Origin of the sequence: Salinisphaera sp. C84B14, from assembly GCF_040361435.1 — a bacterium.
In the GTDB taxonomy this organism is placed as follows: domain Bacteria; phylum Pseudomonadota; class Gammaproteobacteria; order Nevskiales; family Salinisphaeraceae; genus Salinisphaera.
The window spans coordinates 44,166-70,230 of sequence record NZ_APNL01000013.1 but is presented as its reverse complement, the minus strand read 5'-3'; the positions used below and the strand labels follow the sequence as shown (position 1 = coordinate 70,230).

The following is a 26,065-nucleotide window of genomic DNA, read 5'->3' as shown; positions in this document are numbered from 1 at the left end:
TGTCATCGGCAGCGTATGAGCTTGTGACGCTCGCGACAAACCAAGAGGCCCTCGTCGCCAGCTTCGACTATCGAGCGATTTCTCGCGACCGCCGTCCGTGCGATATTCAATGCAGGGCGGCATTGGCAACCCAGGCGCGTGACGGACGATCTATCGATGATCTGTGCGACCTAATATGTCGGCCTATGATGCGACCATTGCGCAAGCTATTGATATTAATCGGCGCAGCGTGGCGTTAGGTAACAAAGCGGCTGCGTGTTAGGTAGACAAATTTCGTCGAATTGGCGTTAGCGGGAAATCCAATGATTGAAGCGGAAGTCTCACAAGCACTTAAGCAGTTCTTCGAAGACCGCGGGCTTAACCCTCTTGGAAAGCTCAACGCGTTTGATCATGCCGACGACGCAGCCGAACGATCATTTGAAATTGATTTGGCAATCGGTCCCTGTGGAACTAAAGGCAATCGAGCGCCAGAACAAATTTGTGAGGACAGAAAGCTATTTGAATCGGGATCTGAAGTGATAGATCCAGTCATTCGAGAATTAGCTGAAGTCTCCTTGTTTCCGGCGGGTAGGTCTCAAATTCAAAGCTGGACTGAGGCACCTAACCCGAACCCGCTGTTCGGCATCGCTGTCGAAATTGAAAATAATTCATCCAAATATCTTCTTGGTAGCCTTCTCGCCGCAGCTATTGCAGGCCGCTGGGGAATGCTCATCGTCCCAAATCGTGATGGCGCTGATAGATGGATTCGGACTATAGATAGGATGATGCATAAAGGTTCACAGAGTCCCGTGCCCTCAAATATCATAATTTTTGCTTGGGATGAATTGAAGCAAAAATTAGACGATGGCTAACAAACGGCTACAGTTGACCGGCCAAAGCGCTGCCGCGCTTTGGTCGGCAACTGAGCTTGGGCGTTGGGTCTAATGAATAAGAAGTGGTACAGGGAAACTATCGAGGCGCTCGGAATGATGGCGCCGAAACCCCGGATAGTGAACAAGCTCAATGCTGTAGCTTCGCATTCTAATGATCCGGCGCTTCGAGATATTGCAGAAAGTCTCATCGGTGAAATAAAGGTTTGTGGTGCTAACTTTTCAGCACAAGCGCCAAGGGACATGAAAACGGCAGTTCCGTCGGCGAGTAGAGCGCTTGAATATTGTTCCCGTCACGCATATAAGGCTGGAGATGCGTGACCACCAATTTCGCCAAGAAGGCACCCAACAGGTCGCTGCAGTTGACCGCCCAAAGCGCTTCCGCGCTTCGGCCGGCAACTGAGCTTAGGCGTTAGATAATGAATAGAAATTTTGCACTTGTTCTTATTACGTGTGCGCTGGCTCCCGGCTGCGGCACGATGATGTCAAAGAACGCTGAACTTTGGGAACAAGATTGTGCTCAGGACGAGCGTGTGTCTCTACCACGTGTGTATAGCGGCACGGCTCTAGATTTGTACGCAGTGGGTAAAGATTTACCGCGCGGCGGCCAAATTGGTGCTTTTTTATTCTGGGATATACCGTTTAGCCTTGTGGCGGATACGGTAATTCTTCCTTATACCCTCTACGGTCAAATTTGGCACGGTAACCATACTTGTCAGGTCCGTGGTGAGGAGAAGGCGATTGATGCCTAACGAATCGCTGGATTTGACCGCCCAAAGCACCGCGGCGCTTTGGGTTCCTTACGCAGCCTCCGGCCGCTCCGGCGGCAACTGAGCTTCGGCGTTAGGTTCTCACAGTATGACCGCTTCGACAGGAACAGTCCTTTTCGAATTAACAGTTCCAAGCACATGGCCTCCGGATCACGAAATTTTGGTTTATCGCGGGAGGTTTAAAGGCGCCAGAATCAGCGTAGTCATCAGTCCAGATGCAACTCTCAAATTTTCCTCTATCCATAATGAAGAGACTCACGAGCTGTTAACTCCGGTTATCGATATGCCTAATCATGCCAGCCTTAAGGTTGCCTTCGGTTGGGGCGGAGAATGTGGCCCATCAGCGGCAATAAACGGTACTTTGTTTAATGATCGGCTGGTGTCTCAAGAGCCGATTAAAATTTCATCACTTAACCATATGCCTACGGGGTTGCGTAAGCAATTAGACTTCGAGCTTCCAAATGGATTATCCCTACAAGAAGAAAGGCTCGCTCGATCGGTTATTGAACTCCAAGAAAGAATAAGTCTTCCAGACCGTATCCACATACTAGAAGCATCGGTAATTCTTCGTCGAATTTTATTGGATGCGCATCCTCTTGCTCATTGTGTAAACAGGCAATATCGATGTCGACTTGCTTTTCCTGCAGTTCGCGATCATGTCGATAACCTGCCTGTAGAGTCGGTATTTTCGTACATAAACCTATCACCCTTGTTCGCTGCTGAAGATGACGTTTGTTTGCTGAGCTGGGACCAATTTTTATCACTGATTGCAGTCCGGGGCGACGATATCGATTTCACGGTTAGAGAAGTGATAGATGTGTGCGCGAATACAAAGGGCGGAGTTCATTTTGACAGCCCGAAATCAGGTTCTTCGGCAAAACTTTTGAAGTTGGACGATTCATTTCAACCCGCGTTAATAGATGCCAGTTTGCACGCATTAGCCGACTTATCGTGGTGCGTGGTGCAAGCTTTAAAACCTTTGATTGAAAAGATTTGTGCTAAATATGATAGCCGGCCGCAAACCTAACGATCGCTGCATTTGACCGTCTAAAGCGCTGACGCGCTTTAGGTTGCCTTCGCAGCCTCCGGCTGCTCCGGCGTCAACTGAGCTCAGGCGTTGCGGATTCGGGGGCAGTATTTGGAACTTTCGGCATGGCTCTAAGCCGTGGAGCAAGCGCTTAGCGTTCTATGGGGCTGAATGTGTTGTACGCGGGCATCCTAAACGAGCATCGGTGCTAAACACCGGTGATCGCGAAATCGAGCGCGCCTTGAATCTGATCTCGAAAATGGGCTAGTGAGCCGACTGGATTTTGGAGCTGTATGGCAGGTATCGAGGAGATTTGCGGCGTCAGCAGCAGTAGTTTCTCGTCCTCGAAGTCGATTTCAGGCGTCAAGCCTTGCATCGCGTTATCTTGAAACGACGCACGCTTGCCGAGTGGGATCACGATGCGTGTGCCAGTTCTGAAAGGTGCGGGCTCTGGAAGTCCACCAAGTACGGATAGAACGATTTGCTCGTTTTGCTTTGGGTGGCGTAGACCTCGAACTGGGCCACTAGAACGCCCGGAAGTCGTCGCCGAAGCATCCGTGTTGCTCAACGAATTCGTTGTAGCTTTTAATGGCGGCCTGGTTTTCTTCTGCCCATTGACACGCCCGGCGTTTCGCAAGCTCTTCTTTCAAGGCCTTTTCCAGGGTCGCTGAGAGGTTGATGTTCAACGCTCGGCTTTTTGTCAGCAGGTCGCTATTGACCGATAGGTTGGTGGCGTTTCTCGGGGCGGCTTTATCGTAGAGCTCTGGCATAAATGTCTCCACAGGCGGCATTACGGTTTTATACATGCTATGCGCATTGTGATGCGCATTCAAAAGCGTTTAACGGGTGTGTTCTGCGCCTGAAGGGTCTTTGTCAGACGCTCTAACAATGCTGAGAGGCAGATGTGAACCGCGCACCTATCAGCAAGCGTGAATCGGCGCCGAGAGATGCTGGCAACGCCAACAAGTCGCAAAGAATCGTAGGCTGCGCATAGCTCGCCATAGCCCCAGCGGCACGTCCACTGAAACCGAACTTGTGCGAGCACGCATACTGGCCCAATGGAATTGACCTTCATTGGCGGCGCGGACGGTGTCACGGGCTCGGCCAGCCTGCTTACGGATACGCGTCTGGGGCTGCGTGCGCTTGTGGATTGCGGTGCCCATGCCGAGCGCGAGCTGATGCGGCCCGACGGGGCGCCGCAGCTGGGTTTCGATGCGCGGGCGCTGAGTTGTGTGTTTTTGACCCATGCCCATCGTGACCATTGCGGGCGGCTGCCGCAGCTGCATCGGGCCGGGTTTCGCGGGCCGGTGTACTGCACCGAAGCCACGGCGGCGATGACGCGTATCGCGTTGATGGATGCCGCCAAATTTTCGCGCGAGTATGACGCGGACGATGTCGAGATGATCGACTTCCAGCCGCTCGATCGCCGGGCCGATTTCAAGTTCGGCCAGCCCATGCGGTTGCACGGCGTCGCGGTTACCTTTCATCGCAGCGCGCATATTCTCGGCGCGGTGGCGCTTACGATTGCCTGGCGCAGCCGCACAAGCACGCGGCGCTCGATCTGTTTCAGCGGAGATATCGGCGGTAATACGCCGGGCAATCCTTATCAATCGCTGCTGGCCGGTCAGCAAACGCCCGGCGCGGTGGATTATATGGTGGTGGAATCCACCCGCGGCGCCGAGCCGGCGCGACCGGCGCACTATAAATCGGCCGCCGGTCGCGAGCAGGCGTGGGCCGATGTGTTTGCCGACAGCGACGCCCGTGGCGGCGGGCCGGTGGTGGTGCCCTGTTTTGCGATCCATCGGGCGCAGGAGCTGTGGTTCGATCTTCATCGGGTGCTGCGACATACCGCGGCCGGCGCGCCGGATGCGGCCGGTCGGCCGCGCTGGCTGTCGATGGATGCCCCGCTGGCAGCGCGTATGACCGATGTTTATGCCGAGCTGCTGACGCGGCGCAACGAACAGGGCGAGCAATCGCCCTGGCGTAATCCGACGTTGGCCGACCGGCTGGGGCTGGCCGATGAGGCCGCGGTCGATCGGTATCTCGTGGACCTATGGGCGCGGGTGGGCCGCAATCGGGCCCCCGGCGGTACGTTGCGTGCGATGCATGACCCCGAGCTGTCGCGCGTGGTTGCCCTGGCGGGCAGCGGTATGTGTGAGGGCGGGCGCATCGTGGATTTCATTACCGATCAGATCGGTGGCCCGGCGGCCACGATCGTGCTCTGCGGCTATGCGCCGCCCGAAACCGGTGCGGGGCGACTGCGACGCTTGATTGCGGGCGATTGGCCGAGCGATACGCCGCTTGTGCTCGGCAAAGCCCGTATCGACCCGGCCCGTATTCAGGCCCGCCTCGTGGATTTTGGCGACTACTATTCCGGCCACGGCGATATCGATGCGCTGTGCCGGTTCGTATTCGAAATCGATGAGCCGGCGCCGGCGGCGACGGTGTTTCTCAACCACGGGGATAGCGCGATGCGTGCCGGCTTTGCGTCCACGTTGCATGCGCGCGCGGCGATGAAGCAGCCGGGCGATCGGCCGCTTGCCGACGTTGTGCTGCCGGGCACAGGCGAGCAACACGATCTCGACGCGGCCGACCAGAACGCCCAGGCGATACGGGCACGTCTACGTGCGCAGGCGCTGGCCAGCCTGCGCCGTGCCGACTAGCGCGGGCAGGATCGGCTTTCAAACCGCGAGTTCGAGCCGTCGGTAAGCGCCAGTTGAGCAGCGCTCGTTGAATTCCGGTGTGCGGTCTGGAAGCAGCGCATGAAGCGGGTCGAGCTGGGCCTGCGAGCCAGCTCGGCAAGAATCGAGCACCGGCGTGATAGGCGAAGTTGCGCAACGGGCGCGGGATACCAGGGCGACATCCATGCGGGCGCCGGGTTTAGGCCCCCAGGCTATGCCGCGACGCCGACCCCGGGGCGCTTGAGCGCAATTCGAAAGAGGGCGTACTAGCGCGCGTCCGGTTCCGGGTCGTGCCAGCCAATCCGCCCGAGCCCGGGCCACTTGATCGCCAGGTCGGCCGGGTCGATGCCCCAGACCAGACCGAACAGGTTGATCTCGATGCCTTCGTCCCAGGCAGCGAGCACCCCCAGCGCACCGAACAGCGACAGCTGATAGCCGGTTGCGCTCGGCGCCCGCGCAAAGACCGTATCTTGCAGATAGTCCTTGCCGATCGCGGTGGGCGGCAGCTCGACCTCGAGCGCCGGCACATGCCGTATCAGCCAAGCAACGAAGGTATTGCTGTTGGGGCCCGGCCATATTCGATAGACGTCGTAGGGGTAGTTGGCTACGGCGGTTTCGATCTGGGCGATCGCCTGGGCCGCCTGCGCCCCGCGCAGGTCGAGCAGGCGCTGCGGCATGGCGCCGACCCAGCGCCGGTCCGGGATATCGGTGCGCGAGCTCAAGGGAGGATGATTCCAGCCGGCGACCTGGTGCACGGTGTAGTGATCGGCATCCGCGGCCTTGGTGGCCACCCATGTATGCACCGCAAAGATGCCGCGCCAGCTGAATGCCCGGGCGCCGTAGACCTGCACCACCGCCCGCGGCTCGCTGGCAGGCGCCGGCGCCAGCTGCGCCGAGCTGCGATCGGCATCGCGCCAGTTCTGGCCCATGCGCAGCTCGTCGCTGGCCAGCATGAGCACCGGGCCGGATGCCACAAGCACAACCGCGGCAATGAAAACGAGCAGCCCGCGTTTCATGCGCCGAGCGTTTTCATTCTATTAAGGAAGCTCTGCATAACCTGTCGCGGTCGCGCCGGCGTGCTTTGCGCGCGATTGACAAGGAAGTGAGAGCGTAGCGTGCCCAAGCCAAAAACAAGTGGCACGGTAGCGAACACTGACGCCGATCAAGCGCGCGCAAAGCCGGCGGCCCGAAGGGGTTCGGCCTCACAGACGCCGCGACTGCGTTGCCGAGCTTGACCTGCCAATGAGGCAGGCGCTGCGCTCGGACGCCTTGCCGCACAGTCTGTGAGGACTCGAACGCGAACCGCGAGAGGTTATGCAGAGCTTCCTTAAGGCGGTGCCTGTACAAGCGCACCACAACACAGCCGGTCGAGAGATCCGTCATAGAACGTCTGTATGCCATGTCGTGCGCCCGCTGGCCAGCGGCCGGCAAAACCGCGACCCGTGGCTGTCGTTCTTGCGTCGAACGTCTGCGGCCGCCGGCGCGGTTTGAGCGGATGACTCAAGTCCGGACGCGGTAACGCCGATAGTTATCGACCTGCCTCGAACGCCTGCCTACATGAGCCGTACGCGCCCGCCTGATACGTCGAGTCGTTCGGCGGATGCACCATCGCAAGCGGCGTCCGTTGCCCCGCGCAGTGCACCGGCGACGCTGACCGCGCCGTATCGGCTTTCGTTCTGGCGCGCGGAGTTCATCGACCGCGAGACCGAGCAGCGCTATCGAGGCCATGTCGAAGCGTCGGTTGCGGTCTATGTCAGCCGGGCGCTGGTGGTCTGGGGCGTGCTGTGGCTGTTTTTCGGGCTGAGCGATTACTACCAGTTCGGCATGTCGTTCATGCTCGGCTGTGCGTGGGCGGTTCGAATCGGCCTGTTCTGTGCGCTGTTCGGTGCAGCGATACTCGTGCGGCGACGCCCCGCGCTCGCCACATCGGGGCTGATCATGACGCCGGCCATGCTGCTGGGCATCACCTCGTTCTTCGGGCTGTATTTTGTCAGCCCCGACGAACATATCCGCTGGCTGGCGGCGGTGACCATGGCCTTGATCATCGAACTGTTCGTGCTCTTTCCGAACCGGGTGGTCTACACGGTGGGCGTGGCCGGCTATACGATCGTGGGCACCCTGGTTTGCGTTGCGCTCAACATCAGCGAAACCGCTCCGCTACGGATGCTCATCCTGGCCGAGTTGCTGCTGATCCCCGCCGTATCCGGCTGGTTTGCCGCGCAGCGATTCGAGACCACTCGGCGGCGCGAATTCATGGCGCTGGAACAGGCCGAAGCAGAAATCGATCGGCGCACGGCTCTTGAGATTCAGCTCCAGAAGCAGGCCCGTACCGATCCCCTGACCGGCGCCGGCAACCGCCGTGCCTATGCCGACGCGGCCGAGCGAGAAATGGCCGTGTCGCGCGCATCGGGCCGTGCATTGTCTTTCGTGATGCTCGACCTCGACCACTTCAAGCGCGTCAACGACACCTATGGCCATGCCACGGGCGATGCCGCACTCGTAGCCACCGCCAACCTGTGTCGCGACATCCTCGGCGCACGCGATATCTTCGGCCGCCTGGGCGGCGAGGAATTCCTGATCATTCTGCCCGGCACGGATCATGCGCAGGCCTGCGCTGTTGCCGAAACCATCCGCGCTCGTCTGGCTCGCCGCGGTATCGTCGACGCTGCCCCGGGGCTTCGCCTGACCGCCACGCTGGCAGTCACCGAACTCGAGCCAGACGATCAGACTGTGGACGACGTGCTGCGCAGGGCCGATGCCATTCTCTATGCAGGCAAGAACGCCGGCCGCGATCGTGTCCAGGCGGCCGAGCATGTCCCTCTGCGACCGGCGGCCACCGTCTGAAAATTGATCGAGATCAAATTGTGGCGGCGTCGACACCGCTAACCTGCGCAGCTCATATCATCGCGGACGTACGCCATGGGCTCATCGCTGTCTTTCGACCTGGATCTGATCCGCCGCTACAGCGGTAGCGGGCCGCGTTACACGTCCTACCCCACCGCACCGCATTTCGCGGCCGAGTTCGGCGAAGCCGCCTACCGCGAGCGCGCGGGGGCGAGCAATGCCGTCGGCGGGCCGCTATCGCTCTATCTGCACCTGCCGTTCTGTTCCAGCCCGTGCTTCTATTGCGCCTGCACGCGAGTGATTACGCGCCAGCCGCAGGTCATCGACCGGTATGTCACCGCCCTGCGCCGCGAGATCGCCCTGCAGGGCGGGTTATACGACGAGGGCCGTCGCGTGTCGCAGCTGGCCTGGGGTGGCGGGACGCCAACGTATCTCACCCCCGCCCAGATGACGGCCCTCATGACCGATCTGGACACGCACTTCGAGCTCGACAGCAGCGATGGGCGTGAATTCACCATGGAAATCGATCCGCGCACGGTGGATACCGACTCGATCGGGCTCATGGCCGAACTCGGCTTCAATCGCGCCAGCCTGGGTGTGCAGGATTTCGATATCGACGTGCAGCGGGCCGTGAACCGGATCCAGTCGAAGGATCAGGTCGCGCGCGTGCTCGACGAACTGCGCCGCGTGGGCTTTCAGTCGGTCAACTTCGATCTGATCTACGGGCTGCCGCGCCAGTCGGTGACGGGCTTCAACGCCACGCTCAGCGAAGTCATTCTGCGCCGGCCCGATCGCATCGCGCTCTACAGCTATGCCCATATGCCGCAGCTGTTCTCCGCCCAGCGCCAGATCCACGATGAAGACATGCCCAGCGCCGAAACCAAGCTCGCGCTCATGGCGCTGGCGATCGAACGGCTGACCACGGCCGGCTATGTATATATCGGCATGGATCATTTCGCGCTGCCCGACGACGAACTGGCCGTGGCCCAGCGCGAGGGCCGGCTGTATCGTAATTTCCAGGGTTATTCGACGCACCGCGGCTGCGATCTCGTGGGCATGGGCATGAGCGCCATTTCCAGCGTGGCCGACAGCTACAGCCAGCACGGCAAGAGCATTCCGGATTACCAGCAGGCGCTGGCCGAGGACCGCCTGCCGGTCCAGCGCGGCGTGCAGCTCAGCGACGACGATCGCCTGCGTCGCGACGTCATCCAGGGGCTGATGTGCCACAGCCGGCTCGATTTCGCGCCCATCGAGGCACGCCACGGCATCGTCTTCAACGAGCATTTCGCGGACGAACTCGAATCCCTGCGTACACTGGCCGACGATGCGCTGATTCGCGTGGACGGCGAGGGTATCGACATTCTCGATCGCGGGCGGCTGCTATTACGCCCGATCGCGATGGTCTTCGACGCCTATCTCAAGCAGCGCGAAACGCCGGCCCGGTTTTCGCGGGTGATCTGAATAAGCCCGCGCCCGAGAACGTACAAAGTTCAGCATGCGGCGTGAATATAAGCCCATCGGGGCTTCGAGCGATCGGTCTTTTGACTTGTTTGCGTGTCGTCGCGTTCATTAGCGGACAACCTGCCTGATCGAGAACAGCCCGCTGCGTTTAATACCCAACCAAGAGTCCGGTTCTTTGTTCAGGCGGCCTGGCATGAGCCGCTTTCCTGGCCGATACGCGCCTGAACGACGGCGCGGGCGTGCCGGTTCAGCCGGCCGCGACAGCGTTCAAACAGCCCCGCCAAGGGCCTTTGTCTGACGCGGTAGCGATCAAGCACGCCGCAGCCGCACACGCGGGGCGATGTCGTGTGATCGGCCGGTACGCCTGCGCTGCTTTGTTGCGCTGAGGGCGCTTATCCCGAACACTCGGGGTTATCTGAATAACCCTGGGGGTCGCGCTGTCGTGAAACGTTTGTCTTTAATTCTTGTTGCCGTGGTGTGCGCGTTTTCGACGCTGGTGGGCGGTAGCGCGCTGGCCGCACCGTCCGAGCCGATTCGAATCTATGTCGACGAATATGCCGAAGGCCAGGTGATGAGCCATGTGGCCAAGCGTGTCATCGAATCGGAATACGATATCCCGGTGGAGCTCAAAATGGTGGCCGTCGGGCCGGCATTTCTGGGCGTGGCCAACGACGAGCGCTCGCTGTTTCTGGTCGCCTGGCTGCCGCGTACGCACGGGGCCTATATGGATCGGGTGGGCGACAAGGTCGACAACCTCGGCGAGCTGTTCGACGGCGCACGTCTGGGCTGGGCGGTGCCGGCCTATGTGCCGGAAGATCAGCTGGCGAGCATCGCCGACATGAAAAAGCCGGATGTGGTCGAAAAACTCGGCGGTAAAATTCAGGGTATTTCCGCTGGCGCGGGTCTGATGCAGGTCTCGAGGGAAACCATCGAGGGCTATGGTCTCGACGACGACTATCGCCTGATCACCGCCAGCAGCGCGGCCATGACGGCCTCACTCAAGCGTGCCATCGACGACAAGGAGTGGATCGTGGTCACGGCCTGGAGCCCGCACTGGATGTGGGAGCGTTTCGATCTGCGTTATCTCGACGATCCGAAAGGCGAACTGGGCGCGCGCGAACATGTCGACGCGATTGCAAGTCAGGGGCTGGCCGAAAGCGAACCCGAGGTGCACGCCATGCTGAAACGCATGCACTACAGCCTGGAGCAGATCGACACCATGCTGTTGAATGCCGAGCAGACGTCCTACCAACAGGCGGCGCAGGCGTTTATTGAAAAGCACCCGGATGTCATCGCTGAATGGACGGGTAAGGGCGAAAGCCGAGCGAGCAGGCAGTAAGTCTCGCTGATCGCTTCGGCATGAAAGGCGCTTCATGCCGGGGCGATCGCTCAGGCGACGAGCGGTCGATTCTCCTGCCAGGGCCGGGTGGATAGCCGAACCTGCCAGGTCGCGCCGCGGCGCCGCACATAGCGGATATTGACCGCCATGCGCGCCTTGAGAGCGGCCGTGCTCAGCGCGAACGGATTAGCCAGCAGATCGGGTTCGTGTTCACCTGCCGAGCCCGCGTCGATTGCCATGGCATGATCGCCGTACTGTAGCCATCGGGGCAGTCCGGACGCATCGCGTTCAACGATCGGCTCGTGGCTGTCACCGGCGCTGATACGTCGCCAGACTTCTCGATAGATGCCGCTCGGATGGCATTCTTCCAGCGTGTCGTCGTCGATGAAGCGCATCACGCCGATGTCCTTATCCAGCCCCGGTGACAGGTCGACCAGCCTATGCCAGGTACAGAAGGGGCCCTGAACGCGGGTGATGCCGGCAAACGCGGTCTGTCCGGCCAGCCACTCGAGTTGATCGCGGCTGCATTCGTCGAGCGAATCGATGCCGGCGAAGTCGGGCCGGTTGGCCGGCACTCGCAGATCGGCATGCCAGTCGCCGGCCTGCAGCCAGAAAACCTGCGTATCGTCGTCGATATGCTCGGGTTCACCCTCGGCCGGTTCGGCGTAGAGCGTGCGTTGCCACAGGCCGTGGTAGATAGCCGGCACGAGACTCACGAGGCCGTGTCCTCCTTATGGCGTGCATGCTGGCCCAGTGTGCCGGCACCGCGCGCGCCTTCGGGCAGCTCGATGTCGCCGTTGGCCAGCCGTTTCTTGAGATAGTTGAAGGTCTGGATCGTCTGTGCCCAGAGGTGATCGCCGGCGGACAGCGGTTCGTAATTGGGCGTTTCCCCGTCTTTGAGCAGTTGCGGCAGCGGCGCGACTTGGCTGTGGTAGTCGGCGGCGAAGAACAGCGGAAAGCTGTAGCGCTCCTCCTTGACCTTGCGTACGCGGTGTGAGGTGGCGACAAACGCACCGTTGGTCCATATCTCGAGCATGTCGCCGATGTTCACCACCAGCGCATCCTCGCGATAGGGCACGTCGATCCATTCGCCGGCGCCGTTCATCACTTCCAGGCCGGGCGCGGTCGGGCGCAGCAGGGTGAAGCACTCGTAGTCGGTATGAGCCCCGATGCCCTGGGCGTCGGTCGCGTTCGGGTCGAACGGGTAGTGGATCAGGCGCAGCTGGCTCGGCGGCTCGGTGACCTGGCCGAGCAGGGTATTGGCCTTAAGGCCAAGCGCCTGTTCGAAGCCGCCCATCAGCGCCCGGCCGACGTTGAACACGTCCTGGTAATAGGCATAGACATCATCGGCGAAGCCGTCCAGATCGGGCCAGACGTTGGCGCCGAGCATGGGCGTGCCGGCACGCACCTCCGGGTGATCGTCGGGCAGTTCGAAGGACAGGTCGAACGCCTCCTTGGCATCGGCCTTGGACGGGTCGGGCGCTTCCTCACCGGCCGGCACATAGCCGCGATGGTTATCGGACTTGCCGATGTAGTAATCCATCTTGCGTTCCAGCGGCAGTTCGAACAGGCGTTTTGTCTGATCGAACAGCGCCTGCTGACGCGCTTCGGAAATACCGTGGTTGATGACGTAGAAGAAGCCCACGGCACGGGCCGCGCGGCCCAGTGCTTCGGCGGTGGTCTGCTGTGCGGCCGTATCGCTGCCGAACAGCGGCGCGATATCGATCGCCGGGATGGATTCGAAGGCGGTGGGTTGGCGGGTGGTCATATCAAACCTCTTCAAATGAATACTGAAAGCCACACGGGTTCATGCATTCGAGTGTTGAATCAACGTTGCCGGTAAATTCAGGCTTGGGTTTCGCACTGCTGTGCGAGTCACTTCTCTTGATTGCCCAAGAGAAGTAACCAAGAGAAGGGCACCCTGTCTTGCGCCGATGCTTCGCATCGATTCCCTGCGCGGCTCCGGCGGCAAGCGGGACGGCCGGAAACTCGCTGCGCTCAAACATCCGGCCGTCTTCTTCCGCTTGCCGCCTCCACTGCTCGGCGCTACGCCCAAGGGGACGAATACAGGCAAGCGCGCTGGCGCTCGCTCAAGCTCACGATTGTTGTAGGTTGGATTCGCGCAGCGTAATCCAACAGAGAACGCAGCCCGCGCGTCCGATTGGACCTGCGCGGTTCGTGTCGTTTGGGAGAGCCTCGTTGTCTGTTGGCTTACGGCCTGCGGCCTAAGCCAATCTACATGGCTACGGGTCACACGGCCTGTATTCGACTCCGTTAGTGCAGCAACGCAGACGTGTCGTGGCGCCGTGTGTCCGGCGCTGTGCCGGGTGTCTTTTTCGTTGTCTGCCTTCGTTTGGACAAGCAAACGAAAGTGGGTCGCGCCGCAGCGCGAAACCAAAGGTCCGATAAACCGGCGACTCGCAACGGCCCCACGCATCAGAACCGGCGATTGCCGGATGAAAAACGCGACGCCATCCATGCTGCGGGTTCTATTGGCGTTTAACTGCGGACGCATGACTTAAGCGATCAAGCATCGCCCGTATCAATAATCACCACCGGCTGCCCCGCAGCCACAGCCCCGCCTTCGGCGATGGGCAGCCGCGCAACGTGCCCGGCCTGGCGGGCGACGATCTCGACTTCCATCTTCATGGATTCGACGAGCGCGACGACCTGGCCGTCTTCGACCGCATCGCCCTCGGCGACCTGGAGTTTCCACAGGCTGCCGGACACCGGGCTGTCGACGCCGGTTTCGTTGGCGGCGAGTTCGGCGGTTTCGCTGACTTCGGGCGTGTGATCCTCGAAGGTGAATTGGCCGTTGGCCCGCCAGCGCGCCATTTCCTCCTGGAAGGCCTGCTCGCGCTGTTGCCGAAAGGCGTCGATTTCGTCGCGGACCGGGTCGAGTTCGGCTTCATGCTCGGCCAGCGAAAACTTGACCGTTTCGGTCTTGAGGTCGAAACGCCCGTGGATGAATTCGCGCCGGATCTCGGTGAGCTCGTCGTGGCTGACTTCATAGAAGCGCAGCTGGTCGAAGAAACGCAGCAGCCACGGATTTTCGAAATGGCGGGTTTCGCGGTAGCGATTCCACATCTGCAACGTACGGCCCACGAACTGATAGCCGCCGGGGCCTTCCATGCCGTACACGCACAGATAGGCCCCGCCGATGCCCACCGAGTTTTCGGCCGTCCAGGTTCGGGCCGGGTTGTATTTCGTCGTCACCAGACGCTGGCGTGGATCGAGCGGGGTGGCCACCGGCGCGCCGAGATAGACATCGCCCAGCCCCATGACCAGATAGCGCGCATTGAACAGGATGTCGCGGATATCCTGATGGCTTTCCAGGCCGTTGATGCGTTTGATGAAATCCAGGTTGCTGGGGCACCAGGGCGCATCCGGGCGCACGCTGCGCTGATATTTGTCGATGGCTTCCTGGCAGGCCGGATCGTCCCAGGACAGCGGCAGATGCACGACCCGCGATTCGATGGTCAGATCTTCGACATCGCGCAGTTCGCGCTCGGCGCCTTCCAGATGCGCGAGCAGCGTATCGAGCGCGAGTACGTTCGGATCGTAGTGGATCTGCAGCGAGCGTATGCCCGGCGTGAGTTCGGCCATGCCGTCGAGCGGATGCTCGCGCAGCCACAGCATCCAGGCATGGGCACGAAAACGCAGGGCGATCTCGAGCTGCATTTCGCCGAATTCGATCAGCAGGAATTCGTCGCCCGCTCGGCGATAGACCAGCCGCTCGCCCGCGGTTTCGGCGTCCAGTTCGCGCAGTATCGGGCTATCGCGATCTTCTGCGAACGCCGGCTTCGGCGTTTCGGCCAGCGTTTCCAGCACCGTTTGCTGACGCTCGTCGATGGCGCGCGCGGTGGCCAGAGACACCGGTACGAAGCGTACGGTATCGCCCGCGGTGAGCTGACCGAGCTTCCAGCGCTCGGCACGGACCGTGGTGGCAGGGCAGACGAAACCACCCAGCGAGGGGCCGTCCGGGCCGAGGATGACCGGCATATCGCCGGTGAAATCGATGGTGCCGAAGGCGTAGGCGTTGTCGTGGATATTGGACGGGTGCAGGCCGGCCTCGCCGCCGTCCTCGCGCGCCCATTCGGGCCTAGGACCGATCAGGCGCACGCCGGTGCGGTTGGAGTTGAAATGCACCTCCCAGTCGGTGGCGAAAATGGTGTCGACGTCGTCTTCGGTAAAGAAATCGGGCGCACCATGCGGGCCATAGAGCACCGCGATCTGCCAGTGGCGGCCGCTTTCATTCGGGGTGCCGTATTCAGGTTGCAGCGCGGCCGGCAAGGCACGGGCCTCGATGGCATCGAGCGCAGCCAGTGGCAGCACGTCGCCGCTGCGTAGCGCGCGCCCGGCATGGCCGCCGAACTGGCCGAGGGTGAAGGTCGAACGCGAGCCCAGATAGGCCGGGCAGTCGATACCGCCCCGAATAAGCAGATAGCAGCGCGCGCCGCCATCGATCTTGCCGAGCTTGAGTTCGGCACCAGCGGCCACGTCCAGCACCTGCCAGTTGTCGACGGCTTCGCCGGCAAGCGTGGCCGCGATCGGCGCCCCGGCGATCACGATCTGGGTGGCCCGGTTGAAGCGCAGGGTCGGCCCGGTGAGGGTGATTTCCAGCCCGGCTGCGTCAGGCGCGTTGTCGAGCAGGCGGTTGCCGAGCTTGAACGACCAGTCGTCGAACGGCCCCGACGGCGGCACGCCCACGTCCCAGTGGCCGGTACGGCCGGGCACGTCCTGAATGGTGGTCATCGTGCCGGCATCGAGCACTTCGATGGTCGGCGGCGCCCATTCGAGATCGGCCAGCCAGCGGGTATGGATATCCGCCTCGGCAAAGCGCGTATCGCGCAGCACATGGGCCAGCCAGGTGCGGTTGGTTTCGATACCGTAGACCGCGCTGTGTTCCAGCGTTTCGGCCAGCCGGGCGCGTGCGCTGTCGCGATCGGGCGCATGCACGATCACCTTGGCGAGCATCGGGTCGAACAGCGGCGAAATTTCCAGCCCGGCCTCGATGGAATGATCGATACGCAGATCGTCGCCCACGGGGAACTCGACCTGGGTGAGCAGCCCGGCGCTGGGGCGAAAATCCTGGTGCGGATCTTCGGCATAGAGGCGTGCCTGAATGGCATGACCGCGGGGCGCGAGATCGGCCGTGAGCGCGTCGAGATCGCCCAGCTCGGCCGCACCCAGGCGCACCATCCAGTCGACGATATCCACGCCGTAGACTTCTTCGGTGACGCCGTGCTCGACCTGCAGGCGCGTGTTCATCTCCAGGAAGAAGAAATCCTCGCGCGTCGCGTCGTAGATGAATTCCACCGTGCCGGCGCTGCGGTAATTCACGGCTTCGCCCAGGCGTACGGCCGTGTCGAGCAGGGCCGTGCGTACGGTCTCGGGCAGGGCGGGAGCCGGGCATTCCTCCAGCACTTTCTGGTTGCGCCGCTGGGTAGAACAGTCGCGCTCGCCAATGGCGGCCACCTTGCCGTTGCCGTCACCAAAAATCTGGACTTCCAGATGACGAGCCTTGGCGATATAGGCTTCCACGAACACGCCGGCATCGCCGAAGTTGCGCTGGCCCAGGCCACGTACGGAGTCGAAGGCGCGGGCCAGTTCGGCCTCGGTTTCGCATACCTGCATGCCGATACCGCCGCCTCCCGCGGTGGATTTGAGCATCACGGGATAGCCGATACGCTCGGCTTCAGACTGGGCCTGTTCGACATCGTCGAGCAGGCCGGAGCCCGGCACGAGCGGCACATTCGCGTTCTCGGCGATCTTGCGTGCTTCGTGTTTGAGACCGAACGCATGGACCTGTTTGGCGGTGGGGCCCAGAAAGACCAGCCCTGCGGCTTCGCAGGCGGCGATGAAGTCTTCGTTTTCGGAGAGAAAGCCGTACCCCGGGTGAACCGCCTCGGCGCCGGTTTCGGCGGCAATGGCAAGCAGCCGATCGCGATCGAGATAGGTGTCGGTCGCGCCGCCGCTGCCCAGGGAAAACGCCTCGTCGGCTTCCTGGACGAACAGCGCATCGCGGTCGGTTTCGGCATACACGGCGACCGATGCGACGCCGAGGGCCTTGAGACTGCGTTGGATACGACGGGCGATAGCGCCACGGTTGGCGATCAGGACTTTGGAAAACATAGGGTCATGCCTTCAACGGCGGGCCGTCCCGCGGGTTGTCATCAGCGGCGCGGGTCGTCCCGACGCCGTCCCTACTGGGCCCGGCCGATCAATCCCAGACCAGCACTTCCAGCGGCGTCGGGTTGAAGCCGCTGCAGGGGTTGTTGAGCTGCGGGCAGTTGGAAATGAGTACGACCACATCCATTTCGGCGACCATTTCCACATACTTGCCGGGCCCGGAAATGCCGTCGTCGAAGTACAGCTCGCCGTTGGCGGTGACCGGCACGTTCATGAAGAAATTGATGTTGTGGGCAATGTCGCGCTTGGTGATGCCGTACTCGGGATAGTTGGCGATCGCCAGCATCCAGTTGTCGCGACAGGAATGCATATGCCGCTTTTCCAGGTCGTAGCGCACGGTGTTGGATTCGCTGGCACAGGCGCCACCGAGGGTGTCGTGACGGCCGCAGGTATCGGCGCTGATGGTCAGCATGACGTTGTTGAGGTTCGAGCGCAGTTCGCTGCCGGTGGTCAGATAGACCTTGCCCTGTTCGCGCACCGTATCCACGGCGCTATAGCGCTCGGACGGATCGTTTGCATTGAAGAACAGGGTGTCGGCCGCTTCGTTGCCTTCGACGTCGACGATACGAAGCGTCTGCCCGGCTTTCACCGTGCCGATGTAATGGTCGCCGGCATCGATGAGCTGGCGAAAGACGGCGTTTTCTTCGCGTTGCTGGCTTGCGATGGTCATAAGTGCTCCTTGTCGTATCGTCGGCTTCAGGCCGCGCCGAGGTAGTACAGGCGGTTGTTCTCGAAGCCGCGGGCGTTTTCGTCGCAGTGGGTCAGGCAGACATCGTCGGCGGCCACGGGGGCGGCTTCGCCGAGTGCGATATCCACGCCGCGCTTGGGGTATTCGGCGGCCGGATCGAGCGGGTGGGGGCAGGTATGCAGGGCCACCAGCGTGTCCATCTCGAAACGCAGCGTCACCGAATCGCCGGCCTTGCAGTGGCCGGGCACGAACGACAGGTTGCCGTCGTCGTCGGCCACGACCTTGGAAAACAGATTCAGGTTGGCGGCCAGATCCCGCTTGCCCAGGCCATACTTCGCCAGCTCGATCAGAAAGCTGTCGTGGCCGGTCTGGGTGCGGTCGTTGAGCGCGGACTGAAAGCTCACCGGCTGCCAGCCCTTTTCGATGAGGTGACGCTCATGCAGATTGCCGCCGACGGCGTCGTGCCAGCCCAGATCGTCCTCGACGATGGAGGCGAAGATGCGGCCCATGTCGGAATACAGGCAGTTGCCGCGGGTGAGCTTGAAGGTGTGCTGACACTTCAGGCTGTCGGGCAGGTTCAAACGCTCGAGCAGGTTTTCCGGGTTGTACATGAGCATGCCGACATTGCTATCGGGCTTGCTCGCGGTGAGGGTCATGGTGGTGCCACGGCGCAGGCGCAGGGACCAGTGCTGGCCGCCGGGCAGATGGGTGGTATAGGCGGGGTTGCTCATGCGTGCATGTCCTCCTGGATTTGCTTGGCCTGGGAAGGCGCGTCCTCGCGGTTGCGTTCCACGTCCAGGTCGTAGGTGATGGTGGCGCCGTACGCCTGCGGCGCCTGTGGGTCGTCACGCCACTTGTCGAAAACCCACACGCGCGTACCCAGCGCGAAGGCTTCTTCGATGTCGTGGGTGATCATGAAGATGGTGAGCTTCTGCTCGCGCCAGAGCTTGCCGACGAGTTCGTGCATGTCCTGGCGAATACCCGGATCGAGCGCGCCGAACGGCTCGTCGAGCAGCAGGATGCGCGGTTTCATCATCAGCGCCTGGGCAATGGCCAGACGCTGCTGCATGCCGCCGGACAGTTCGTGCGGATACTTGTCGAGCGCATGCTGCAGGCCCACCTGGGTGAGCCGTTCCATGGCGACGTCACGGGCTTTGCGCCGGCCGGGGCCGAACAACTTGCCGAACATCCGCGAGCGCGACAGTTCTTCGGCAATGATGGTGTTGCCGAGCACGGTGAGATGCGGAAACACCGAATAGCGCTGGAACACCACGCCCCGATCGGGGCCGGGTTCGCCCGGAATGGGCTTGTCGTCGACCAGCAGCTGGCCCTTGGTGATGGACTCGGTGCCCAACATCATCTTAAGGAATGTGGTCTTGCCACAGCCCGAGGCGCCGACGATGGTCACGAATTCGCCCGGCTCGACGCTGAAATTCAGCCGTTCCAGCACGACGTCGTCGCCGTAGTGTTTTTCCAGCCCTTTGGCTTGAACGAGACTCATCAGGATTTGCCCTCGTCGACGTGATACCAGGGAAACGACAGGCGTGAGATCCACAGCAGGGCCTGGTCGATGATGAACGCCAGCAGGGTGATCCAGGCCACATAGGGCAGGATCACGTCCATGGACAGATAGCGGCGCACCAGAAAGATGCGATAGCCCAGGCCGTCCTGGGCGGCGATCGCTTCGGCGGCGATCAAAAACAGCCATGCGCTGCCCAGGGCCAGCCGGGTGGCGGATATCAGCCTAGGGGTGAGCTGGGGCAGCAGCACGCGCAGCATCACCTGCCAGGAATTGGCCCCCAGCGTCTGTGCCTTGATGCGCTGCTCTTCGGGCAGGCGCAGCGCCTCGCCGGTGAGATCGCGAATCAGAAACGGGGTGATGCCGACGATGATCAGCACCACCTTGGCCAGCTCGCCGGTACCGAACACGATGAACAGAATCGGCAGTACCGCCAGCGGTGGAATCAGCGACACCACGGTGATCAACGGCGAGAACGGCGCACGAAACAACGGCAGCCCGCCGCTCAGCAGGCCGAACACCAGGGCCGCGAAGGCGCTGATACCGACGCCGATGCCCAGGCGCTTCAGGCTCGCTGCGGTATCGGCCCACAGCGGAATGCTGCCGGTGCGCACGTTGGGTTCGGTGGCCAGACCCTGCATGGTATCGGCCATCTTGGCCGGCGAGGGCAGCAGGCGATCGTTGGGGTTTTCGGCCAGCCGTGCGCTGGACGCGCTCAGATAAACAAAGGCGATCAGCAAAAACGGGAGCAGCGCGAGGGCGACGCGCGCCGGGCGCGCCGGCTTGAGGTTGATCAAGCGCTTCATGGAGTCAGTCCTTGGGTGAGGCCGGAACGGCGGCGCCCGCGTTTACGGACGCCGCGTGGGCAAAGGGCTCAGCGCGACTCGGCGTAGTCTTCGGTAAAGCTCGGGTCGAAGCGCATCATCACGTTCGACTCGTTGCCGTAGGTGCCCGCGGGCGACTCGATGCCGACGAAATCCGGCCCGGGCGCGGCCGGGCCCAGCAGCCCGTGGTCGAAGCTGAACTCGGCGATACGCTGCATGGTGTCCAGCAGCTCGGCGCTGTTCATGAGCTCGGCCGCCGCGTTCGGATCGGTATAGAGATGCGTGGCTCCAAGCTGCTGCTTGTAGCCGGCCACGTCGGTGCCGGCCGCTTCGGCCATGGCGGCAAGCGCGTCTTCGTCGCCGTCGGCGATATGCTGCATCACTTCATACCAGGCACCGACCATCGCCTTGCCGAAGTTCGGGTTGTCCTCGAGCGTTTGGGTGTTCACCACCAGCATGTCCAGGATCTCGCGCGGAATCTCGGCCGAGGTGTAGACCAGGCTGCTGTTGGGCATGGCATCGATAGCCTGCAGCTGCGGGTTCCAGGTCACCACGGCGTCGACATCGTCGTTGGCGTAAATGCCAACCATGTCGGCATCCGTGGTGTTGACCGTATTGATGTCGCGTTCGGACAGGCCGACCGATTCCAGCGCCCGGGCCAGGAAGTAGTGCGACACGCTGAACTGCACCAGATTGACCTGGCGGCCTTCGATGTCCTTCAGCGAATCGGCGTTCTTGAGGATGATGCCGTCGTTGCCGTCGGAATAATCGTTGACGATCAGTGCAGTGGAATCCACGCCGGAAGCCGCCGGGATGGTGAGCGTATCCATGTTGGTGATCGCACAGCCATCCATATTGCCCGAGGTGTACTGATTCACCGACTCGATATAGTCGTTGATCTGAACCAGATCGACAGAGATGTCGTACTTGTCGGCCCATTTGTCCATGATTCCGGAGCTCTCGGCATAGCTCCAGGGCATCCAGCCGGCATAGATCGACCAGCAAACGCGGAAGTTGTCCTTCGCCTGGGCCACGCCGAGCGGCATGAAGGCACAAGCGGCAATGGCAAGCGATGAAACAAGACGGGACGTACGGGGCATGGCGGTCTCCAACTTCGGCGAATGACACGGGGGTACCGGACGCAGAGAAACTGCTGGGTGACCTCCCGGGCTTTTATCCCGCCGTGTAACCTGCCCCGATCGCGTGGTCGGTGTTGCAGGTCGACTGCTCTCGGACCAGTCATCGGCGCGTGTCTGTTGCGTCGACCGGAACCCTAGCCGTCTATTGGAAACTGATTGTGGGGCAGCCAATGCTGCCGATACCCGATTAACTCGTTGCCAACATCAATGCAGGAACCTTGCCAGGTCGGCCGCGGTCAGCGTAATCAGGGGGTTGGAGGGGAGCGGCGCGTGTTGTAGAACTCAGCGTGGCGGATTGCCACGGTTTGCACCAGAACGGGGCGCAATAAAAGCGCGTCAGTCTCTGGAGCGTTCGACGCGCAGGTGCTGTGCGCGCATATGCCGGGCCAGATCGACCAGTTCGCCGAGATGGTCGACCACGGCATCCGGCCGGTGCGGGTGACGCACGGTGCCGGGGAAGATCTTGTCGATCCATTCCTGATCCCAGCCGGCGCCGTTATAGAACACCGCGGTCACGCCGGCGCGTTTGGCGGCGATGACGTCGGTGGTGGAATCGCCCACGTACCAGACGTGCTCGCCGGCGTCTCGGCCGAGCTGGTCAAGAGCCTTGAGCAGCAGATCGGGGTGCGGCTTGCGGTGCGGCACGTCGTTGCCGCAGGTCATGGCATCGAACAGATCGGCCCAGCCGCTGCCATCCACGATCGCCAGTTCGTGGTTCATGAACTCGCGGTTACGGTTGGAGATCAGCCCAAGGGTGATATCCAGGTCGCGAAGGGCCTGCAGGTTGGCACGCGTATCGGGCTCCAGCGGCGTGACTTCGCCCACATACTTGCGATACGATTCGTCGAAGGCACCGTGGGCGCGCTGCTTGGCGTCCGGATTGTCGCCGAACAGCACCTCGAATATGTCGGTTCGAGAGATCTTGCGTTCCGCGACGATGCGCGGATGCAGCGCGCGATTATCGCGCACGTACTTCACCAGCTTGGCGTCCTCGATCGTCTTCGACTGATCCGGGGCGAGCAGGTGTTCGAGCAGGCCCAGCTCATCCAGACGCGGCAGCACATCGTCGACCGCGTGATACATGGCGTCGTGGGTATCCACGAGCGTCGCATGCCAGTCGATCAGGATCACGCAGGGGTCGCCGGTGGGTAGCTGCAGGATGCTCATGCATGCACCGCCCAAGGGGCCGGGCCGCTCAGGCCATGCATTGGGCGGCCCTGGCGGTCAGCGCGGATACCGTGAAATGGATTCAAGCCGCGTCGGCCTGCTGTTTTTCGCGAATGAAAGCTTCAACCAGGTCGAGCAGAATCCGCGCGCTTTCGGTCTGGTACGCGTCGATTTCATCCTTGTCGCGGGACTGGCCGGTGAGCTCCTGTTCCTGCGGGTCCTCGCCTTCTTCGCTCTTCTCGAACGCGGCGTAGTCTTCGAAGGGTTCTTCGCCGGTCGCTTTGCGGTGGGTATTGGCGAGCCGCAGGCTCTGCTGTTTAAGCGCTTTCTGCTCCGCGCGACGCTCTTCGAGGTTTAGCGACACGCGGGTCTTTTCGCTCTGCTGGCGGGCCAGGCGGATACGGTCGACGCGGTACTCGTAGTCCGGGTCTTTATTCACGCGCATCTTATGCCCGCGTTCCAGGGTGTCGAGCAGCTGCACGATCTCGTCCGAATACGGGTAGGTGGTCGGCTTGATGCGATCCCAGGGCAGGGCGTTGGGCAGCGCGCTTTCGCCGATCTTGCTGGGGTCGATAGCGGCCGGGAAAGTCAGATCCGGGGTCACGCCACGATCCTGGGTGGATTCACCGGTCACCCGATAGAACTTGGCCTGGGTCAGCTTGATCTGACCTTCCGAGAGCGGCATCAGCGTTTGTACCGTGCCCTTGCCGAAGGTCTGACCGCCCAGCACGATCGCGCGGCCGTAGTCCTGCAGGGCGCCGGCCACGATCTCGGAGGCCGACGCGGACAGGCGATTGACCATCACCGCCAGCGGCCCATCGTAAATCGGGCCGTCGTTGCGATCGCCCAGCACCTGTACGTTGCCGTCGGCATCGCGAATCTGCACCACGGGCACCGAATTCATGAACAGGCCGGTCAGCTTCATGGCCTCGCCGAGCGCGCCGCCGCCGTTGTTGCGCAGGTCGAGTACGATGCCGGCAAGGTCTTTGTTCTTCTTGAGCTCGACCACCAGGTTCTTCACGTCCTTGGCGGTGCCGTTGTAGAAAGAGGGCAGAGTAATCAGCCCCACGTCCACGGTCTGGCCGCCGCGTTCGAGCTGGATGATCTGCTTGCGGGCGGCCTGATCCTTGAGCTCGATCTTGTCGCGTACCAGCGTCACCGTCTTGGTCTGGCTGCCGTCCTGCGACGAGATCTGCAGGCGCACGGTGCTGCCTTTTTCGCCGCGGATGAGCTGTACCGTTTCGTCCAGGCGCATACCCACCACGTCGGTGAACTCGCCGTCTTCGCCCTGGCCCACGGCGATGATCTGGTCGGTGGGCTTGAGCTTGCCGGATTTCGCCGCCGGCCCGCCCGGGATCAGGCGTACCAGCTCGGCATAGCCGTTCTTGGAGCGCAGCTCGGCACCGATGCCCTGCAGCTGCAGATTCATGTCGATATTGAAATCTTCCGAGCGCCGCGGCGAGAAATAGTCGGTGTGCGGGTCGTAGCTGTGGGTATAAGCGTCCATATAGGCCGAGAACGCATCCATCGGCTCGGTCTGGCGCAGCTGCTTGAGTTCGTTGGAGTAACGCTGCGTCAGGCGTTTTTCCACTTCGGCTTCGTCGAGATCGTTGAGCTTGAGGTTGATCAGCTGGTTCTCGAGCTGCTGGGTCCAAAGCGCTTCACGCGCGGCTGCGTTGGCCGGCCAGGGGGCGTTCTCGCGGTCGATATCGAAGCTCTCGTCATCGCTGATGTCGAAGCTGTCGATACCCTGGGAAATACGCTCCAGGGCCCACTGGTCGATCTGAATACGCCGTTTTTGATATGTGTTGTAGATATCGAAGGCTGCGCGTGTCTGGCCTTGCTTGAGCTCGTCGTCGAGCGCGTGCTCGTACTTGTCGCGCAGCCGATCGATATCCGATTGCAGGAATACGCCGCGGGTGCCGTCGAGCTCGTCGAGATAGGCGTTGAAGAACTTCTCGGAAAATTCGTCGTTGAGTTCGACCTTGTTGTAATGGTTCTGCTGTAGCTGCTTGACGATTTCGCGGTCGATCTTGGCCTGGTTATCGTCGGGTACCAGCGGCGAATAGCCTTCGGCGGTGCCGCCACCGGCGTCGGGTACCGGCTCCGGATCCGCGGGCGAATCGGCCGCGCAGCCGCTCTGCGCGAACACGAACAAGGCAATTAGAATCAGCAGGGCAAGCTTGCGCATGAAGGAACTCATTGATTGGCCGAAGCCGGGGCCATGATCCGCCGCCTCGGCGCCCGAGGCGACCACCGAAGCGGCCGCAGGCTTAAACAGTTATCGCCATTGTCCCTATTATGGCGTATCACGTTCACGATACACGAATTATTCTCGACGACCGGCACCAAGTACGGGACGCGCGGGCCGTCATTACGTCAGCATCGGTGCCTGCCGAACAGATGATTTACGATCGCAAATCGTTTTTGTGGCGTGGGTGACCGCTTCGCCCGTGAATAACGGGGTTCGTTCACGTAAACACACGGCAATAACCGATATTTCACCGTTCGAATCATGCCCGTGGGCATGGGTGGGGCGCAATGCCCGTATGCGTTCGGATCGGCATGGACCACGCCGAGGGCCCGATCAACCCCAGACCAGGCGCAGTGCCGGCAACAACAGAATGAGGGCCAGCGCTCGTGCAAAGGTCTTTTGGTTGATTCGGTAGTGCAGCCGGTTGCCGACCAATAGTCCCAGCGCGATGCCCGGCACCGTCAACAGCGCCATGAGCGCCAGCTCGCCGGTGAGCAGGCCGAGATGGTAGTAAACGATGTTCTGGGTGATGGTGCCGCAGAAAAACGCGAGCGTAAGCACCGAACGCGCGATCTGCTTGGGATAGCGCAGGCTCACGTAGATCAAAAGCGGGATCGGCGAGACGCCCACCGCCCCCACGACCACGCCGGCTGCCGCGCCGCTGCCGAACAGAAAGCCGCCTTCGCGAACCGAGCGCGGCGGTGCCTGTTCGGGCGTCGGCGTGCGCCAGAGCATGAGGCCGACGTATACCAGTATTGCCATGCCCAGCCCGCGGCGCAGCAGCTCGGCCGGCAGAATCGCCAGCAGCTGGCCACCCACGACAATGCCCAGGGACAGGCCGAGCGCGGCCACCGGGCCGCGGTGCCAGTCCATTTCGTGGCGGGTCAGCCACAGGAGCATCAGGTTGGGCACGAGTACCAGCATGGCCACGGTCGCGACCACATCGCGAAACGGAAACAGCATCACCAGCAGCGAGGCGGTGAGCGTGCCCGAGCCAAAGCCGGTCATGCCCTGGGCACAGGCACCGGCGAACGCAGCGAGGTTGAATAACAGAATCTGCACGGTCTTCCCGGTCGGCTGCCGGCAACGCCGGCCGTGATCTGCGCCACCAGCGGGCGCGGCGCGTGGCAGGGTATACGTTTGCCGCGCGTGCGTCGTCCCCGACCTGTCACATTCACGTTGCCTGCCTGCCGGGCGCGCAGGGCACGCTTGGCACGCAACCGTGTTCGATGGTCAGCGTAGCCGTGCTGCGACCGTCTAGAATACGACGGTTGAATTTCCGCCGGGATCT

The 26,065-nt window shown here is 61.8% G+C and carries 21 protein-coding genes and 1 riboswitch; of the genes, 7 read left to right on the top strand and 14 right to left on the bottom strand.

Translation table 11 applies throughout. The features are described from left to right. The first annotated feature begins 302 nt into the window (after nucleotides 1-302). From C84B14_RS12320 to C84B14_RS12310, 3 genes are all read left to right on the top strand, one after another. A complete protein-coding gene (locus tag C84B14_RS12320; protein ID WP_353224464.1) occupies nucleotides 303-851 on the top strand; it encodes a hypothetical protein in 549 nt (182 codons plus the stop codon). 437 nt (nucleotides 852-1,288) lie between these two features. Then, nucleotides 1,289-1,621 carry a YceK/YidQ family lipoprotein gene (locus C84B14_RS12315; RefSeq protein ID WP_353224462.1) on the top strand — a complete coding sequence of 111 codons (333 nt, stop codon included), beginning with the start codon at nucleotides 1,289-1,291 and terminating at the stop codon, nucleotides 1,619-1,621. 106 nt (nucleotides 1,622-1,727) lie between these two features. Then, the gene (locus tag C84B14_RS12310; protein WP_353224460.1) at nucleotides 1,728-2,666 is read left to right on the top strand and encodes a hypothetical protein; all 939 of its coding nucleotides are present in this window, start codon (nucleotides 1,728-1,730) and stop codon (nucleotides 2,664-2,666) included. Between the two features lie 208 nt (nucleotides 2,667-2,874). Here the strand turns inward: C84B14_RS12310 and C84B14_RS12305 are convergent, their stop codons facing one another. Next, nucleotides 2,875-3,042: a CcdB family protein gene (locus C84B14_RS12305; protein WP_353224458.1), complete on the bottom strand. Its 168-nt coding sequence runs from the start codon at nucleotides 3,040-3,042 to the stop codon at nucleotides 2,875-2,877. Between the two features lie 148 nt (nucleotides 3,043-3,190). Continuing rightward, nucleotides 3,191-3,436 (bottom strand): type II toxin-antitoxin system CcdA family antitoxin, encoded by a 246-nt coding sequence (locus C84B14_RS12300; RefSeq protein WP_353224553.1) that lies wholly within the window; start codon nucleotides 3,434-3,436, stop codon nucleotides 3,191-3,193. A gap of 288 nt (nucleotides 3,437-3,724) precedes the next feature. On the opposite strand from C84B14_RS12300, the gene C84B14_RS12295 reads away from it, so the two are divergent. Beyond that, nucleotides 3,725-5,329 (top strand): MBL fold metallo-hydrolase, encoded by a 1,605-nt coding sequence (locus C84B14_RS12295; protein ID WP_353224456.1) that lies wholly within the window; start codon nucleotides 3,725-3,727, stop codon nucleotides 5,327-5,329. A 284-nt stretch (nucleotides 5,330-5,613) separates the two neighbouring features. Here C84B14_RS12295 and C84B14_RS12290 read toward each other — a convergent pair whose 3' ends face one another. Then, complete coding sequence (locus tag C84B14_RS12290) at nucleotides 5,614-6,363, bottom strand: DUF3750 domain-containing protein (protein WP_353224454.1); 750 nt, start codon at nucleotides 6,361-6,363, stop codon at nucleotides 5,614-5,616. 541 nt (nucleotides 6,364-6,904) lie between these two features. Here C84B14_RS12290 and C84B14_RS12285 point away from each other — a divergent pair. The 3 genes from C84B14_RS12285 (at nucleotide 6,905) to C84B14_RS12275 (ending at nucleotide 10,991) form a co-directional block, all read left to right on the top strand. Beyond that, on the top strand, nucleotides 6,905-8,191 hold the full coding sequence (locus C84B14_RS12285) for a GGDEF domain-containing protein (protein ID WP_353224452.1): 1,287 nt from the start codon (nucleotides 6,905-6,907) through the stop codon (nucleotides 8,189-8,191). A 75-nt stretch (nucleotides 8,192-8,266) separates the two neighbouring features. Then, a complete protein-coding gene (hemN, locus tag C84B14_RS12280; protein WP_353224450.1) occupies nucleotides 8,267-9,652 on the top strand; it encodes an oxygen-independent coproporphyrinogen III oxidase in 1,386 nt (461 codons plus the stop codon). Nucleotides 9,653-10,094: 442 nt separating this feature from the next. Beyond that, nucleotides 10,095-10,991 (top strand): glycine betaine ABC transporter substrate-binding protein, encoded by an 897-nt coding sequence (locus C84B14_RS12275; RefSeq protein WP_353224448.1) that lies wholly within the window; start codon nucleotides 10,095-10,097, stop codon nucleotides 10,989-10,991. 50 nt (nucleotides 10,992-11,041) lie between these two features. Here C84B14_RS12275 and C84B14_RS12270 read toward each other — a convergent pair whose 3' ends face one another. The 11 genes from C84B14_RS12270 to C84B14_RS12220 form a co-directional block, all read right to left on the bottom strand. Beyond that, on the bottom strand, nucleotides 11,042-11,707 hold the full coding sequence (locus tag C84B14_RS12270; RefSeq protein WP_353224446.1) for a hypothetical protein: 666 nt from the start codon (nucleotides 11,705-11,707) through the stop codon (nucleotides 11,042-11,044). Further along, nucleotides 11,704-12,759, bottom strand: coding sequence for an isopenicillin N synthase family dioxygenase (locus C84B14_RS12265; RefSeq protein ID WP_353224444.1), 1,056 nt, complete (start codon nucleotides 12,757-12,759; stop codon nucleotides 11,704-11,706). Before C84B14_RS12265 ends, C84B14_RS12270 begins: the two co-directional genes overlap by 4 nt. Nucleotides 12,760-13,517: 758 nt before the next feature. Then, the gene (uca, locus tag C84B14_RS12260; protein ID WP_353224442.1) at nucleotides 13,518-17,126 is read right to left on the bottom strand and encodes an urea carboxylase; all 3,609 of its coding nucleotides are present in this window, start codon (nucleotides 17,124-17,126) and stop codon (nucleotides 13,518-13,520) included. A gap of 88 nt (nucleotides 17,127-17,214) precedes the next feature. After that, nucleotides 17,215-17,853 (bottom strand): urea amidolyase associated protein UAAP2, encoded by a 639-nt coding sequence (locus C84B14_RS12255; RefSeq protein ID WP_353224440.1) that lies wholly within the window; start codon nucleotides 17,851-17,853, stop codon nucleotides 17,215-17,217. A gap of 26 nt (nucleotides 17,854-17,879) precedes the next feature. Next, complete coding sequence (locus tag C84B14_RS12250) at nucleotides 17,880-18,602, bottom strand: urea amidolyase associated protein UAAP1 (RefSeq protein ID WP_353224438.1); 723 nt, start codon at nucleotides 18,600-18,602, stop codon at nucleotides 17,880-17,882. Then, nucleotides 18,599-19,372, bottom strand: coding sequence for an ABC transporter ATP-binding protein (locus tag C84B14_RS12245; protein ID WP_353224436.1), 774 nt, complete (start codon nucleotides 19,370-19,372; stop codon nucleotides 18,599-18,601). Before C84B14_RS12245 ends, C84B14_RS12250 begins: the two co-directional genes overlap by 4 nt. Continuing rightward, the gene (locus C84B14_RS12240; protein WP_353224434.1) at nucleotides 19,372-20,196 is read right to left on the bottom strand and encodes an ABC transporter permease; all 825 of its coding nucleotides are present in this window, start codon (nucleotides 20,194-20,196) and stop codon (nucleotides 19,372-19,374) included. The genes C84B14_RS12245 and C84B14_RS12240 overlap by 1 nt, the downstream gene beginning before the upstream one ends. 68 nt (nucleotides 20,197-20,264) lie before the next feature. Next, a complete protein-coding gene (locus C84B14_RS12235) occupies nucleotides 20,265-21,314 on the bottom strand; it encodes a putative urea ABC transporter substrate-binding protein (protein WP_353224432.1) in 1,050 nt (349 codons plus the stop codon). 60 nt (nucleotides 21,315-21,374) lie between these two features. Continuing rightward, a riboswitch (guanidine-I (ykkC/yxkD leader) is annotated at nucleotides 21,375-21,502 on the bottom strand. Between the two features lie 187 nt (nucleotides 21,503-21,689). Then, a complete protein-coding gene (locus tag C84B14_RS12230; RefSeq protein ID WP_353224430.1) occupies nucleotides 21,690-22,520 on the bottom strand; it encodes an HAD family hydrolase in 831 nt (276 codons plus the stop codon). A gap of 82 nt (nucleotides 22,521-22,602) precedes the next feature. Further along, the gene (locus C84B14_RS12225) at nucleotides 22,603-24,711 is read right to left on the bottom strand and encodes a carboxy terminal-processing peptidase (RefSeq protein WP_353224428.1); all 2,109 of its coding nucleotides are present in this window, start codon (nucleotides 24,709-24,711) and stop codon (nucleotides 22,603-22,605) included. Between the two features lie 396 nt (nucleotides 24,712-25,107). Next, nucleotides 25,108-25,836 (bottom strand): sulfite exporter TauE/SafE family protein, encoded by a 729-nt coding sequence (locus tag C84B14_RS12220; protein WP_353224426.1) that lies wholly within the window; start codon nucleotides 25,834-25,836, stop codon nucleotides 25,108-25,110. Between the last annotated feature and the right edge of the window lie 229 nt (nucleotides 25,837-26,065).

Bases quoted from the DNA above. Each gene is read 5' to 3' on its own strand.
- C84B14_RS12240 (WP_353224434.1), bottom strand. From the start codon at position 20,196: ATGAAGCGCTTGATCAACCTCAAGCCGGCGCGCCCGGCGCGCGTCGCC.
- C84B14_RS12230 (WP_353224430.1), bottom strand. From the start codon at position 22,520: ATGAGCATCCTGCAGCTACCCACCGGCGACCCCTGCGTGATCCTGATC.
- C84B14_RS12285 (WP_353224452.1), top strand. From the start codon at position 6,905: ATGAGCCGTACGCGCCCGCCTGATACGTCGAGTCGTTCGGCGGATGCA.
- hemN (WP_353224450.1), top strand. From the start codon at position 8,267: ATGGGCTCATCGCTGTCTTTCGACCTGGATCTGATCCGCCGCTACAGC.
- C84B14_RS12265 (WP_353224444.1), bottom strand. From the start codon at position 12,759: ATGACCACCCGCCAACCCACCGCCTTCGAATCCATCCCGGCGATCGAT.
- C84B14_RS12315 (WP_353224462.1), top strand. From the start codon at position 1,289: ATGAATAGAAATTTTGCACTTGTTCTTATTACGTGTGCGCTGGCTCCC.
- C84B14_RS12300 (WP_353224553.1), bottom strand. From the start codon at position 3,436: ATGCCAGAGCTCTACGATAAAGCCGCCCCGAGAAACGCCACCAACCTA.
- C84B14_RS12310 (WP_353224460.1), top strand. From the start codon at position 1,728: ATGACCGCTTCGACAGGAACAGTCCTTTTCGAATTAACAGTTCCAAGC.
- C84B14_RS12295 (WP_353224456.1), top strand. From the start codon at position 3,725: ATGGAATTGACCTTCATTGGCGGCGCGGACGGTGTCACGGGCTCGGCC.
- C84B14_RS12245 (WP_353224436.1), bottom strand. From the start codon at position 19,372: ATGAGTCTCGTTCAAGCCAAAGGGCTGGAAAAACACTACGGCGACGAC.
- C84B14_RS12255 (WP_353224440.1), bottom strand. From the start codon at position 17,853: ATGACCATCGCAAGCCAGCAACGCGAAGAAAACGCCGTCTTTCGCCAG.
- C84B14_RS12235 (WP_353224432.1), bottom strand. From the start codon at position 21,314: ATGCCCCGTACGTCCCGTCTTGTTTCATCGCTTGCCATTGCCGCTTGT.
- uca (WP_353224442.1), bottom strand. From the start codon at position 17,126: ATGTTTTCCAAAGTCCTGATCGCCAACCGTGGCGCTATCGCCCGTCGT.
- C84B14_RS12225 (WP_353224428.1), bottom strand. From the start codon at position 24,711: ATGCGCAAGCTTGCCCTGCTGATTCTAATTGCCTTGTTCGTGTTCGCG.
- C84B14_RS12290 (WP_353224454.1), bottom strand. From the start codon at position 6,363: ATGAAACGCGGGCTGCTCGTTTTCATTGCCGCGGTTGTGCTTGTGGCA.
- C84B14_RS12250 (WP_353224438.1), bottom strand. From the start codon at position 18,602: ATGAGCAACCCCGCCTATACCACCCATCTGCCCGGCGGCCAGCACTGG.
- C84B14_RS12320 (WP_353224464.1), top strand. From the start codon at position 303: ATGATTGAAGCGGAAGTCTCACAAGCACTTAAGCAGTTCTTCGAAGAC.
- C84B14_RS12305 (WP_353224458.1), bottom strand. From the start codon at position 3,042: ATGCAAGGCTTGACGCCTGAAATCGACTTCGAGGACGAGAAACTACTG.